Below are 13,381 nucleotides of genomic sequence, written 5' to 3' on the forward strand. Positions count from 1 at the left end.
GTTATTCATACCGAATTGCTACTTTCGCGCCTAACTTAGAGCCGTGCTCTACGGGATCGCCGCGGCCTGTGCCGCCCTCCTCCTGACCGCCGTGCTCGCGGCGCTGCTCCGGGTGCCCGCGCTGCGCGCGGGAATCGTGGACCGGCGGCGGCAGCGGCCTCTTCCGGTGCTCGGGGGACTGGCCGTCGTGGCCGTCACCGGCCTGGTCGCCTGGGCGGGGGAGTGGATCGGGGTCGCGCCGTTGGGAGACGGGGTCGGCCGGCTGCTCGCCGTCGCCGCCGGGATCGCCTTACTGGGGCTGGTCGCCGACGTGTGGCGGCTGCGGGCACGGGTGCTGGTCACCGGCACGGCCGTGGCGGCGGCCTGTGTGGTGCCGTACGACGAGACGGGCGCCTGGGGCGGCCTCCTGGCCGTGGGCTGGATCGTCTTCGCCACCCTCGCCTTCAAGGGGCTCGACCACGCCGACGGGCTGGCCGGGACCGTGGGCGTGGTCACCGCCTTCGGGGCGGGGGTCTGCGCCGCGGCGGAGCTGATGGACGGCCTCGCCGTTCTGCTCAGCGTCTTCGCCGCCGCGCTGACCGGCTTCCTGATGCACAACTGGCATCCCGCGCGCGTGGGGCTCGGGGCCTGCGGGTCGCTCTTCACCGGATTCCTGCTCTCCTCGGCCGTCGTCTTCACGCGCGCGGGGTACGGGCTGGAGCAGAGCGCGGGTGTGGTGTTCAGCCTGAGCGCCGTGGCCGCGGCCGACTTCCTGCTGGTCGTCCTGGCGCGCCTCACCTCCCGCCGGCCGCTGCTCAGGCGCGGCCCGGACCATCTGGCGCACCGGCTGCGGCGGCTCGGGCCGACCCCGCCGGGGGCGGTCGTGCTGCTGGGTGCCGGGTCCTTCTCCTCCGTTCTCGTGGGGGTGCTCGTGCACACGGGGTGGACCGGGGGGAAGGCGGTGCTGTGGGTGGTCGGCGGGGTGGTCTTCGCCGTTCTCGTACTCCTTCGCATCCCTGTCCAGCCGCCTCGGCGGACGGTATCGACGCAGGTCAGCGGGCAGTTGCGTGTAAGGAACGGATAAGAGTTGAGTCCGGCTGACTCAGGTCTGTTGACCGCGCGGGCCCGCTCATGCACACTTGAGCCTGTTCCACTCAAGTCAGCTGGAGGAATCAACCATGGCACGTGCGGTCGGCATCGACCTGGGCACGACTAACTCCGTCGTCAGCGTTCTGGAGGGCGGCGAGCCCACCGTCATCACCAACGCCGAGGGTGCCAGGACCACGCCGTCCGTCGTCGCCTTCGCGAAGAACGGTGAGGTGCTGGTCGGCGAGGTCGCCAAGCGCCAGGCGGTCACCAACGTGGACCGGACCATCCGCTCCGTCAAGCGCCACATGGGCACGGACTGGAAGATCGAGCTCGACGGGAAGCAGTTCAACCCGCAGCAGATGAGCGCCTTCATCCTGCAGAAGCTGAAGCGGGACGCCGAGTCCTACCTGGGCGAGAAGGTCACGGACGCGGTCATCACCGTCCCGGCCTACTTCAACGACTCCGAGCGCCAGGCGACGAAGGAGGCCGGCGAGATCGCCGGTCTGAACGTCCTGCGCATCGTCAACGAGCCCACCGCGGCGGCGCTCGCCTACGGCCTCGACAAGGACGACCAGACGATCCTCGTCTTCGACCTCGGTGGCGGCACCTTCGACGTGTCCCTCCTGGAGATCGGCGACGGCGTCGTCGAGGTGAAGGCCACCAACGGTGACAACCACCTCGGTGGTGACGACTGGGACCAGCGCGTCGTCGACTACCTGGTCCAGCAGTTCAAGGCCGGCCACGGCGTGGACCTCGCCAAGGACAAGATGGCGCTGCAGCGTCTGCGCGAGGCCGCCGAGAAGGCGAAGATCGAGCTGTCCTCGTCCACCGAGACCTCGATCAACCTGCCCTACATCACCGCGTCCGCCGAGGGCCCGCTGCACCTGGACGAGAAGCTCACCCGGGCCCAGTTCCAGCAGCTCACCGCGGACCTGCTGGAGCGCTGCAAGACGCCGTTCCACAACGTCATCAAGGACGCGGGCATCCAGCTCGGCGAGATCGACCACGTCGTCCTCGTCGGCGGTTCCACCCGTATGCCCGCCGTCGCCGAGCTCGTCAAGGAGCTGACCGGCGGCAAGGAGGCCAACAAGGGTGTGAACCCGGACGAGGTCGTCGCCATCGGCGCCTCGCTCCAGGCCGGTGTCCTCAAGGGTGAGGTCAAGGACGTCCTGCTCCTCGACGTGACCCCGCTGTCCCTCGGTATCGAGACCAAGGGCGGCATCATGACCAAGCTCATCGAGCGCAACACCACGATCCCGACAAAGCGCTCGGAGATCTTCACCACGGCCGAGGACAACCAGCCGTCGGTGCAGATCCAGGTCTACCAGGGCGAGCGCGAGATCGCGGCCTACAACAAGAAGCTCGGCATGTTCGAGCTGACCGGTCTGCCGCCGGCGCCGCGTGGCGTCCCGCAGATCGAGGTCTCCTTCGACATCGACGCCAACGGCATCATGCACGTGACCGCCAAGGACCTGGGCACGGGCAAGGAGCAGAAGATGACCGTCACCGGCGGCTCCTCGCTGCCGAAGGACGAGGTCGACCGCATGCGCCAGGAGGCCGAGCAGTACGCGGAGGAGGACCACCGCCGCCGCGAGGCCGCCGAGACCCGCAACCAGGGCGAGCAGCTCGTCTACCAGACCGAGAAGTTCCTCAAGGACAACGAGGACAAGGTCCCGGGCGAGGTCAAGACCGAGGTCGAGGAGGCCGTCGCCGAGCTGAAGGAGAAGCTCAAGGGCGAGGACACCAGCGAGATCCGCACCGCCACCGAGAAGGTCGCGGCCGTCTCGCAGAAGCTGGGTCAGGCCATGTACGCCGACGCCCAGGCCGCCCAGGCCGCCGGTGGCGCGCCCGAGGGTGAGGCCAAGGCGGACGACGACGTCGTGGACGCCGAGATCGTCGACGACGAGCGCAAGGACGGTGCCGCGTGACGGAGGAGACCCCGGGCTTCGAGGAGAAGCCCGACGTCCCCTCCGGCGCCACCCCTGACGACGCCGAGCCGAAGGCCGCCCCCGAGGAGGGGGCGGCCCCGGCCGGGGACGCAACCGCAGACGCCGGCCTGGTGGCACAGCTGGACCAGGTGCGTACGGCACTGAACGAGCGCACGCTGGACCTCCAGCGCCTGCAGGCCGAGTACCAGAACTACCGCCGCCGCGTCGAACGCGACCGGGTCGCGGTCCGGGAGATCGCCATCGCGAACCTCCTGACCGAGCTCCTGCCCGTGCTCGACGACATCGGCCGGGCACGGGAACACGGCGAACTGGTCGGCGGCTTCAAGTCGGTGGCCGAGTCGCTGGAGACCGTCGCGGCCAAGATGGGCCTGCAGCAGTTCGGCAAGGAGGGCGAGCCCTTCGACCCGACGATCCACGAGGCCCTGATGCACAGCTACGCGCCGGACGTCACCGAGACGACGTGCGTGGCCATCCTGCAGCCCGGGTACCGCATCGGCGAGCGCACCATCCGCCCCGCGCGGGTGGCCGTCGCCGAACCACAGCCCGGCGCGCAGACGGTCAAGGCCGAGGGCGCCGAGGAGAACACCGAGGCGGAAGCGGCCGACGACAAGGAGAACGGTGGCCCGGAGGAGGGCTGACGTAATCACCCGGGACAGGAAGGAGGGACGTCGGGGATGAGTACCAAGGACTTCATCGAGAAGGACTACTACAAGGTCCTCGGCGTCCCCAAGGACGCCACCGACGCCGAGATCAAGAAGGCGTACCGGAAGCTCGCCCGCGAGTTCCACCCGGACGCCAACAAGGGCAACGCCAGGGCCGAGGAGCGCTTCAAGGAGATCTCCGAGGCGAACGACGTCCTCGGCGACCCGAAGAAGCGCAAGGAGTACGACGAGGCGCGCGCCCTGTTCGGCAACGGCGGCTTCCGCCCCGGGCCGGGCGCCGGCGGCGGCAACTTCAACTTCGACCTCGGCGACCTCTTCGGGGGCAACGCGCAGAGCTCGGGCGGCTTCGGCGGCGGGCTCGGCGACGTCTTCGGCGGCCTGTTCAACCGCGGCGGCACGGGCACGACCCGTACCCAGCCGCGGCGCGGACAGGACATCGACACCGAGGTCACGCTGAGCTTCACGGAGGCCATCGAGGGCGCCACGGTGCCGCTGCGGATGTCCTCCCAGGCGCCCTGCAAGGCCTGTTCGGGCACCGGTGACAAGAACGGCACACCGCGTGTGTGCCCGACCTGCGTCGGCACCGGGCAGGTCGCCCGGGGCTCGGGCGGCGGGTTCTCGCTCACCGACCCCTGCCCCGACTGCAAGGGCCGCGGCCTGATCGCCGAGCATCCCTGCCTGGAGTGCAAGGGCAGCGGCCGCGCCAAGTCCTCGCGCACCATGCAGGTCCGCATCCCGGCCGGAGTGACGGACGGGCAGCGGATCCGGCTGCGCGGCAAGGGGGCGCCCGGCGAGCGGGGCGGACCGGCCGGCGACCTCTACGTGGTCGTGCACGTCGGCGAGCACCCGGTGTTCGGGCGCAAGGACGACAACCTCACCGTCACCGTGCCGGTGACGTATCCCGAGGCGGCCCTGGGCGGCGAGGTGCGGGTCCCGACCCTCGGCGGCCCGGCGGTCACCCTGAAACTGCCGCCCGGCACCCCGAACGGCCGCACCATGCGCGCCCGGGGCAAGGGCGCGGTCCGCAAGGACGGCACCCGCGGCGACCTTCTGGTCACCGTCGAGGTGAGTGTCCCGAAGGACCTGTCGGGGAAGGCTCGTGACGCACTCGAGGCGTATCGCGAGGCGACCGCGGGCGAGGACCCGCGGGCGGAGCTGTTCGAGGCCGCGAAGGGAGATTGAGGGCCCCATGGACACACCCGGCCGTCGGCGTAACCCGTATGAACTGACCGAGGAGACCCCGGTCTACGTCATCTCGGTGGCGGCCCAGCTCTCCGGACTCCATCCGCAGACGCTGCGCCAGTACGACCGTCTCGGTCTGGTCTCCCCGGACCGCACGGCCGGGCGGGGCCGCCGCTACTCGGCCCGTGACATCGAACTGCTCCGCCAGGTGCAGGCGTTGTCCCAGGACGAGGGCATCAACCTGGCCGGTATCAAGCGCATCATCGAACTGGAGAACCAGGTCGCCGCGCTCCAGTCCCGCGTCGCGGAGCTGCAGGGGGCCCTGGACGGCGCGGCGGCCGCGATGCGGCAGCGCGAGGCCGCCGTCCACGCCTCCTACCGGCGCGACCTGGTGCCGTATCAGGAGGTGCAGCAGACCAGCGCGCTGGTGGTCTGGCGGCCGAAGCGGCAGCAGCAGGCGGACTGACCGCCCGCGAGAAGCAGCAGCGAAGGGGCCGGAGACGGGTGACGTCTCCGGCCCCTTCCGCGTGCGCGGCGGCCGCCGAAGGTTGCCCGGATCTTTGCCCTCCTGTGAACTTCCTTTACGTGGAGGGTCCGTAAAGAGCGTTTGGAGGGGATTCCGCTCCGCCTTCACAGGTACAGCGGAGCGTGCTGTTGCGCACTCGTTAAGTGGTTCCGCTTGACGCCGGGTGGCCGCTCCGCGTTGTCTTTTCAGACACCTGGGTCGTAAAGCAGCACCCACGTCCGGATCGCACCTGAAGTGAGCCCTCGAATGCGTCGTATCGCCATATCCGTGGCCGCGTCCACGATGATCCTTTCGCTCGCCGGGTGCGGCGTGCTGGACGCGACGGGGGACGGTGCGAGCGCGAGCCCGACGAAGGGTGACGACGTCACCGTCGGGCTGCTGCTCCCGGAGAAGGCGAACAGCCGCTACGACAAGTTCGACTACCCGATCATCAAGAGCAAGGTGGCCGAACTGACCCACAAGAAGGGCACGGTCCGGTACGCCAACGCGGACGCGGACGCCGCCCGGCAGGCCGGCCAGATGCAGACGATGATCGACGACGGGGTCGACGTCATCCTGCTCGACGCGGTCGACTCGCACGGCATCGTCGGCGAGGTGAAGAAGGCCAAGGAGGCGGGCATCCCCGTCATCGCCTACGACCGTCTCGCCGAGGGCCCGATCGACGCCTACATCTCCTTCGACAACGAGCTGGTCGGCGAGGTGCAGGGCCGCACGCTGCTCGAGGCCCTGGGCTCGGGGGTGGACACCTCCGACAAGGTCGTCATGATGAACGGCTCGCCCACCGACCCCAACGCCAAGCAGTTCAAGCAGGGCGCGATGTCCGAGCTGAACGGCAAGGTCGACATCGCGAAGTCCTTCGACACCACCGACTGGAAGCCGGAGAACGCCGAGGCCAACATGGCCAAGGCGATCGCCGAGATCGGCAAGAACAACATCGCCGCGGTCTACTCCGCCAACGACGGCATGGCCGGCGGTGTCATCAAGGCCCTGAAGGCGGCCGGTGTCACCACCCTGCCCCCGATCACCGGCCAGGACGCCGAACTGGACGGGGTGCAGCGGATCGTCGCGGGCGAGCAGTACATGAGCGTCTACAAGTCCTACCCGGACGAGGCCGAGGCCGCGGCCCAGATGGCCGTCACCAAGGTCCAGGGCAAGGACATCCAGTTCGACGCCCTGACCCAGGACCGGGTGGACAGCCCCACCGACAAGGACATCCCGTCCCGCCTCGTCCAGGTGAGCGCGCTGACCCGGGCCAAGATCAAGGACACCGTCATCGCCGACGGGATCTACTCGGTCGGCGACATCTGCACGGCCAAGTACAAGGCGGCCTGCGCGTCGATCGGCCTGAAGTAGCCCGCGTCCCCCCCAGCTTGTTGCGGTCGCGGCGGGCGGAAGCCCGTACGCAATGGCGCATACCAGCCGTTTTCCCCGCCCGGGGCGGCCGGAGCCGTGTTGCGGACCCGGTCCCGGCCGCGCATAGTTGCGCTGCGGAAGTGGCAGCAACCGGGGGTGGAATGGGCGATGGCCGGGCACGGGACGGAGGAGCATCCTCACGGTGCCGACCGGCTGTGCGAGGCCGGGGATCGCGTGTATTCCCGGGCCGTACGCCGGGGGCGGGTGCCGCGCACGGACGCCGTGCCGGTGCCCTGCCTGCTGGAACTGGCCCTGCTGCACCCCGATCCGGACGACATGGACTGGCTGGTGCCGACCTCACCGCAGGAGGTCATGACCCGGCTGCTGCGCGGGGTCCACGACGAGGTCAGGGAGAGCCAGCGGCGGGTGGGCTCGGCGGTCGCCGCCTTCGAGTGGTACGCCGGTCTGGGCCGGCAGCTGCAGGCGCTGTCGGCGTCCGGTGAGGGCACGGCCATCCGGGTGCTGGACGGGCTCTCCCGCATCCAGGCCGCGATGGACGAGGCGACCGCGGCGTGCACCGCGGAGGTGCTCACCGTGCAGCCCGGCGGCATCCGGCGCGAGGGCGAGCTGTCCGAGGGGCTGCACCGGGCGCTGGCGCTGCGAGGCCGGGGCGTGCGCATGCGCGACCTGTACACGCACGTGGCCCGGCACGGGCAGGGGCTGCTCAACTACCTGGAGCTGATGGGCGGCGCGGTCGAGGCCCGCACCCTGGACGAGGTCATCGACCGGCTGATCCTCTTCGACCGCACGGTCGCGTTCATCCCCGCCAACTCCGAGCGCACGATGGCCCTCGAACTGCGGCACCCGGCCCTGGTCGAGTACCTGGTGACCGTCTTCGAGCGGCTCTGGCGCCTGGCGCTGCCGCTGACGGCCCCGCTGCCCGACACCGGCATCGAGGGCATCTCGCACCGCGAGCGGTCCATCGCCGCGCTGCTCGCCGAGGGCCACCAGGACGCGGTGATCGCCGAACGGCTCGGCATCAGCGTCCGTACCTGCCGAGCGCACATCGCCCGGCTGTCGGACACGCTCGGCGCGGCGAGCCGTACCCAACTGGGTGTGCGCATCGCCCAGGTGGGCCTGGACCGTCCTCCGCACAGCGGCCCGCCGGCCACGCCCACCGCGCTGGGAATACCCGGCCAGGGCTCCCCGAGCGTGCGCTGACGCGCCCGGGCCGCGCCGCCCTCTCGTCAGTCGTGCTCCCCCGGGGCAGGCATCCCGGGCGCCTGGTCCGGTTCCTGGTCCAGCAGCCCGGAGCGGGCGATGAGATACCCGAGCTGGGCGCGGCTGCCGCTGCCGAGGGCGGCGGCCAGTTTGGCGATGTGGGCCCGGCAGGTCCGTACGTTCATGCCGAGCCGGCGGGCGATCGCCTCGTCCACATGGCCCTCGACCAGGAGCTTGGCGATGGAGCGCTGCACCCCGGTGACGCCGTCGACCGGGGGAGCGTAGGCCGGCTCCTCCAGAAGGGGGACCGCGCGCCGCCAGAGCTGTTCGAAGACCTTGACCAGATAGTCGACCAGCCCCGGGTGCCGCAGTTCCAGCGCCACCTGGCGGTCGTCGCGGGCGGGGATGAAGGCGACCTCGCGGTCGAAGATCATCAGACGTTCGATCAGCTCCTCGAGCGTGCGGATCTCCACCTTGCCCTTGGCCATGATCTCCGCGTACGCGAGCGTCCCCTGGCTGTGCCGCACCGTGTGCTGGTACAGCGTGCGCATCGAGATCCCGCGGTCGATGACGGCCTGACCCCGCTTCAGGGCGATGCCGAGGACGTTCTCGCTGCGTCCGCCGCCGGGCTGCACGGTGAGCACCTCGTGCCGGCAGTCCGCCGTGGCCCGTTCGATGGCCGCGTTGATCCGCTCGATGCCCTCGTGCACCGTGACCGCGTTGGTCTCCCCCGTACTCTGGGCACTGATGGCCATGAATGGCTCGAAGGAATCGGTGAGTTCGATCGCGACGTGTCTGCGCTCCTGAATCTCCCGTTCGATCGGATGCAGGCGCTGGGCGAGCGCGGCGGCGGGCGGTACGGGGCGCAGCCACTTCGGATCGTCCGGATCGGGGTGCAGCAGCGCGAGTTCCAGCAGGCAGGGGGCGACTTCCACCTCCGGGCGGGCGACGCGTCCCAGCCGCAGCGCGTCGGCGTACAGGCGCTTGCCGTCTTCACAGAGATCTGTCATCCCGTGAGGATGATGTGTCTCGTTTGTGTGAGTATTAGGCAAATCTCCACCCCCCAGGGTCCTGTACATGCAGGAACATGATGCACCGCTTCTGTGGCTTTGACGTGGCTTGATGAGCCATCGTCTTGAGGGCGGGGGAGAGACACAGGGGAAGTGAGGACGAAGCCCATCATGTGCAAGAGAATGCTTCGCTCAGTACTTGCCGTGGCCTTCTCCACAGGACTGGTCTTCGGCACGGTGAGCACGCTGGACCTCGGCTGGGACATCGTACGGCCGGCCGGTCACGCGGACTCCGCGCTGGATCTCGGCTGGGACATCACGCCCCGCACGAGCCAGACCGCGTCCGGGCAGGATCTCGGCTGGGACGTCGTGCGGGCGGGTGCGCCGGCATGACCACCCCACCCGACGACCGGTCCTTCCGGCGAGAGATGGCCACCGCCTACCGCTCCGGCTGGCACTTCATCGACCTGGTCACCGCAATCCCCCACAGTGGTGACTCGCTGATGGTGACCGTGTTCGGAGAGCCGGTCGTCGTCACCCGGGACGAGGACGAGGACGTACGGGCCTACCGGTGCCTGCGCAAGCCGCGCGGGGCGCCGCAGCCGGTGCGGTGCGCCGTCCGCTACGGCATGATCTTTGTGAACCTGGACCAGAGGGACCACCGCCTCGCGGAGCCGGAGGACCCGGAACTCACGACCATCTCAGCCACCCCCCGCAGTGCCTGACGCGATTCCCCCGTCGTAAAAGATCGCTCAGGTGCTTCCCCCCGCAGCGGCGTCACCGTGACCTGAACACGGTGACGCCGCTGCAGTTTCCGGTGATATTTCGGGGTATGGGCGCGTTCCCGCACTGGCTGGAATCCGATGGCCGGTGCATGCGGGGTGACCGGTGTCAGCCGTGCCCGAGCGCCCGCTCGACCTCGATCTCGATCACCACCCGCCGCGGGTTCTCCGCCGGCACCCGGTGGTAGCGCTCGGCGTACCGCCGCTCCGCCTCCGCGACCCGCGCCCGGTCGGTGCGCACCCGTGCCCGGCCCTCCAGCGTGGCCCAGCGGCGCCCGTCCACCTGGCACACCGCGACCCGGGCGCCCTCGGTGCCGGCCGCGCGGACGTGGGCCGCCTTCGCGCTGCCCCCGTTCGTGATCACCCGGGCCAGGCGTGCTTCGGGGTCGTACGTCACCCCGACCGGCACCACGTGCGGGCTGCCGTCCGGGCGCAGGGTCGTCAGGGTGCACAGATGCCGCTCCCGCCAGAAGGCGAGATAGGGCTCGTCCGGGGCAGCCGGGTCTACGGAGTGCTTGGCCATGGCCGAAACCTAGCCGCAATTTCCCCCGTCCCGCGGCATGCCGTGCCTTGAGTGGAATAGACTCAACTTTGTGTACGCTGGTCAAGTCAGCACTGGGAAGGACCTGGCCGCCGAGCCGACGCCGAGGAGGAGAACGGACACGTGGACGCCGAGCTGACCAACAGGAGCCGGGACGCGATCAACGCGGCCGGCAACCGCGCAGTCACCGGGGGGCACCCGGACCTCACCCCCGCTCACCTGCTGCTGGCTCTGCTCCAGGGCCAGGACAACGAGAACATCACCGACCTGCTCGCCGCCGTCGAGGCCGACCAGGCCGCCGTACGCTCCGGCGCCGAGCGCGTGCTGGCCGGACTGCCCAGCGTGACCGGCTCCACCGTCGCGCCCCCGCAGCCCAACCGCGAGCTGCTCGCGGTCATCGCCGACGCCACCGAGCGGGCGAAGGCGCTCGGCGACGAGTACCTGTCCACCGAGCACCTTCTCCTCGGCATCGCCGCGAAGGGCGGCGCGGCCGGCGAGGTTCTCCAGAGGCAGGGTGCCGACGCCAAGAAGCTCGAAGAGGCCTTCACCAAGGCCAGGGGAGGACGCCGCGTGACCACCGCCGATCCCGAAGGTCAGTACAAGGCCCTGGAGAAGTTCGGCACCGACTTCACCGCCGCCGCCCGTGAGGGCCGGCTCGACCCGGTCATCGGGCGGGACCAGGAGATCCGGCGGGTCGTGCAGGTGCTGAGCCGCCGTACCAAGAACAACCCCGTCCTCATCGGTGAGCCCGGCGTCGGCAAGACCGCCGTCGTGGAGGGGCTCGCCCAGCGGATCGTGAAGGGCGACGTGCCCGAGTCGCTGAAGGACAAGCGGCTGGTGGCGCTCGACCTGGGTGCGATGGTGGCCGGCGCCAAGTACCGCGGCGAGTTCGAGGAGCGGCTGAAGTCGGTGCTCGCCGAGATCAGGGACTCCGAGGGGCAGATCATCACCTTCATCGACGAGCTGCACACCGTCGTCGGCGCCGGTGCCGGCGGCGACTCGGCCATGGACGCGGGCAACATGCTCAAGCCGATGCTGGCCCGCGGCGAGCTGCGCATGGTCGGCGCCACGACCCTGGACGAGTACCGGGAGCGGATCGAGAAGGACCCCGCCCTGGAGCGCCGCTTCCAGCAGGTGCTGGTCGCCGAGCCGACCGTCGAGGACACCATCGCCATCCTGCGCGGGCTCAAGGGCCGGTACGAGGCCCACCACAAGGTGCAGATCGCCGACAGCGCGCTGGTGGCCGCCGCCACCCTGTCCGACCGGTACATCACCTCCCGCTTCCTGCCCGACAAGGCCATCGACCTGGTCGACGAGGCGGCCTCCCGGCTGCGGATGGAGATCGACTCCTCCCCGGTGGAGATCGACGAACTCCAGCGCTCCGTGGACCGGCTGAAGATGGAGGAGCTGGCGATCGCCAAGGAGACCGACCCGGCCTCCCGGGAGCGCCTGGAGAAGCTCCGCCGCGACCTCGCCGACAAGGAGGAGGAGCTGCGGGGCCTGACCGCCCGCTGGGAGAAGGAGAAGCAGTCCCTCAACCGGGTCGGTGAGCTGAAGGAGGGCCTGGACGACCTGCGCGGCCAGGCCGAACGGGCCCAGCGCGACGGTGACTTCGACACCGCGGCCAAGCTGCTCTACGGCCGGATCCCGGAGCTGGAGAAGGAGCTGGAGGCCGCCTCCGAGGCCGAGGAGGAGGTCGCCAAGGACACCATGGTCAAGGAGGAGGTCGGCTCCGACGACATCGCCGACGTCGTCGGCGCCTGGACCGGCATCCCCGCCGGGCGCCTGCTGGAGGGCGAGACGCAGAAGCTGCTGCGCATGGAGGACGAGCTGGGCCGGCGTCTCATCGGCCAGACCGAGGCCGTGCGCGCGGTGAGCGACGCGGTACGGCGCTCCCGGGCCGGGATCGCCGACCCCGACCGTCCCACCGGCTCCTTCCTCTTCCTGGGCCCGACCGGTGTCGGCAAGACCGAGCTGGCCAAGGCGCTCGCCGACTTCCTCTTCGACGACGAGCGGGCCATGGTCCGCATCGACATGTCCGAGTACGGCGAGAAGCACACCGTGGCCCGGCTGGTCGGCGCGCCTCCCGGCTACATCGGCTACGAGGAGGGCGGCCAGCTCACCGAGGCGGTGCGGCGGCGCCCGTACAGCGTGGTGCTGCTGGACGAGGTGGAGAAGGCCCACCCCGAGGTCTTCGACATCCTGCTGCAGGTGCTGGACGACGGCCGCCTGACGGACGGTCAGGGGCGCACGGTCGACTTCCGCAACACCATCCTGGTGCTCACCTCCAACCTGGGCAGCCAGTTCCTGGTCGACCCGGTGAGCAGCGAGGCGGAGAAGCGGGAGCAGGTGCTGGAGGTCGTACGCGCATCCTTCAAGCCCGAGTTCCTCAACCGGCTCGACGACCTGGTGGTCTTCACCGCGCTGACCAAGTCCGAGCTGGAGCGGATCGCGGGCCTCCAGATCGATCGGCTGGCCAGGCGGCTGGCCGAGCGCCGGCTCACGCTGGACATCACGCCCGAGGCGCTGGCCTGGCTCGCCGAGGAGGGCCTGGACCCGGCCTACGGCGCCCGCCCGCTGCGCCGGCTCGTGCAGACCACGATCGGTGACCGCCTCGCCAGGGAGATCCTCTCCGGCGAGGTCAAGGACGGCGACACGGTCCGCGTGGACCGCTTCGAGGAGGGTCTGATCGTGGGCCCGGTGACGGGCAAGACGCTCTGACGCGGGCGGCCGCGCGACCCGGGGGCGGGGGCCGCCGCCCCCGGGCCGCACGGCGGGTCCGTGCGGCCCGCACCCGCTCGGCGGATCATGTCAGCCCTGGGCTGACAGGCCGCGTCGGGGCTTGCCACCCCCCTCCCCGCATGGGGGAGGATGGCGGGATCCAATGAAGGGAAATACACGGTGAGCATCGACCCGTCCTCGATTCCGAACTTCGGGGGCCAGCCCGAACCGCAGCCCCAGGGACCGGTGGGCCCCGTCGTCCCGGATCAGGACCTCGTGAAGCAGCTCCTCGACCAGATGGAGCTGAAGTACGTCGTCGACGAGGAGGGAGACCTCGCGGCGCCCTGGGAGCAGTTCCGCACGTAC

Annotated in this window: 12 protein-coding genes and 1 pseudogene; 11 read left to right on the forward strand and 2 right to left on the reverse strand. The window is 70.3% G+C overall.

Features of this window, described 5'->3' with window-relative positions:
* Positions 1-43: 43 nt before the first annotated feature.
* The 7 genes from ACZ6B1_RS19095 (at position 44) to ACZ6B1_RS19125 (ending at position 7,961) form a co-directional block, all read left to right on the forward strand.
* Positions 44-1,063, forward strand: a complete 1,020-nt coding sequence (locus tag ACZ6B1_RS19095; protein WP_468779792.1) for an MraY family glycosyltransferase — start codon at positions 44-46, stop codon at positions 1,061-1,063.
* Positions 1,064-1,157: 94 nt separating this feature from the next.
* On the forward strand, positions 1,158-2,996 hold the full coding sequence (dnaK, locus tag ACZ6B1_RS19100; protein WP_468779794.1) for a molecular chaperone DnaK: 1,839 nt from the start codon (positions 1,158-1,160) through the stop codon (positions 2,994-2,996).
* Positions 2,993-3,655: a nucleotide exchange factor GrpE gene (gene grpE, locus ACZ6B1_RS19105; protein ID WP_468779796.1), complete on the forward strand. Its 663-nt coding sequence runs from the start codon at positions 2,993-2,995 to the stop codon at positions 3,653-3,655. The genes dnaK and grpE overlap by 4 nt, the downstream gene beginning before the upstream one ends.
* Before the next feature lie 36 nt (positions 3,656-3,691).
* Positions 3,692-4,861 (forward strand): molecular chaperone DnaJ, encoded by a 1,170-nt coding sequence (dnaJ, locus tag ACZ6B1_RS19110; protein WP_468779797.1) that lies wholly within the window; start codon positions 3,692-3,694, stop codon positions 4,859-4,861.
* 7 nt (positions 4,862-4,868) lie between these two features.
* Positions 4,869-5,327: a heat shock protein transcriptional repressor HspR gene (locus tag ACZ6B1_RS19115; protein ID WP_401136404.1), complete on the forward strand. Its 459-nt coding sequence runs from the start codon at positions 4,869-4,871 to the stop codon at positions 5,325-5,327.
* A 306-nt stretch (positions 5,328-5,633) separates the two neighbouring features.
* Positions 5,634-6,740 carry a sugar ABC transporter substrate-binding protein gene (locus ACZ6B1_RS19120; protein WP_468779799.1) on the forward strand — a complete coding sequence of 369 codons (1,107 nt, stop codon included), beginning with the start codon at positions 5,634-5,636 and terminating at the stop codon, positions 6,738-6,740.
* Positions 6,741-6,908: 168 nt separating this feature from the next.
* Complete coding sequence (locus ACZ6B1_RS19125) at positions 6,909-7,961, forward strand: helix-turn-helix transcriptional regulator (RefSeq protein ID WP_468779801.1); 1,053 nt, start codon at positions 6,909-6,911, stop codon at positions 7,959-7,961.
* A gap of 26 nt (positions 7,962-7,987) precedes the next feature.
* On the opposite strand, the gene ACZ6B1_RS19130 is transcribed toward ACZ6B1_RS19125, so the two are convergent.
* A complete protein-coding gene (locus ACZ6B1_RS19130) occupies positions 7,988-9,040 on the reverse strand; it encodes a helix-turn-helix transcriptional regulator (protein ID WP_468779804.1) in 1,053 nt (350 codons plus the stop codon).
* A 135-nt stretch (positions 9,041-9,175) separates the two neighbouring features.
* Here ACZ6B1_RS19130 and ACZ6B1_RS19135 point away from each other — a divergent pair, with 135 nt between their 5' ends.
* Together ACZ6B1_RS19135 and ACZ6B1_RS19140 are read left to right on the forward strand one after the other, a co-directional pair.
* Complete coding sequence (locus ACZ6B1_RS19135) at positions 9,176-9,364, forward strand: hypothetical protein (RefSeq protein ID WP_468779806.1); 189 nt, start codon at positions 9,176-9,178, stop codon at positions 9,362-9,364.
* Positions 9,361-9,696 (forward strand): hypothetical protein, encoded by a 336-nt coding sequence (locus ACZ6B1_RS19140; protein WP_199211337.1) that lies wholly within the window; start codon positions 9,361-9,363, stop codon positions 9,694-9,696. The genes ACZ6B1_RS19135 and ACZ6B1_RS19140 overlap by 4 nt, the downstream gene beginning before the upstream one ends.
* Before the next feature lie 166 nt (positions 9,697-9,862).
* Here the strand turns inward: ACZ6B1_RS19140 and ACZ6B1_RS19145 are convergent, their stop codons facing one another.
* Positions 9,863-10,276: a pyridoxamine 5'-phosphate oxidase family protein gene (locus ACZ6B1_RS19145; protein ID WP_468779808.1), complete on the reverse strand. Its 414-nt coding sequence runs from the start codon at positions 10,274-10,276 to the stop codon at positions 9,863-9,865.
* Between the two features lie 141 nt (positions 10,277-10,417).
* Here ACZ6B1_RS19145 and clpB point away from each other — a divergent pair, with 141 nt between their 5' ends.
* On the forward strand, positions 10,418-13,015 hold the full coding sequence (gene clpB / locus ACZ6B1_RS19150) for an ATP-dependent chaperone ClpB (protein ID WP_468779810.1): 2,598 nt from the start codon (positions 10,418-10,420) through the stop codon (positions 13,013-13,015).
* A 180-nt stretch (positions 13,016-13,195) separates the two neighbouring features.
* Positions 13,196-13,381, forward strand: a pseudogene (locus tag ACZ6B1_RS19155) (YbjN domain-containing protein); the annotation flags it as partial.

It is taken from the genome of Streptomyces sp. NPDC041129 (genome assembly GCF_055592265.1).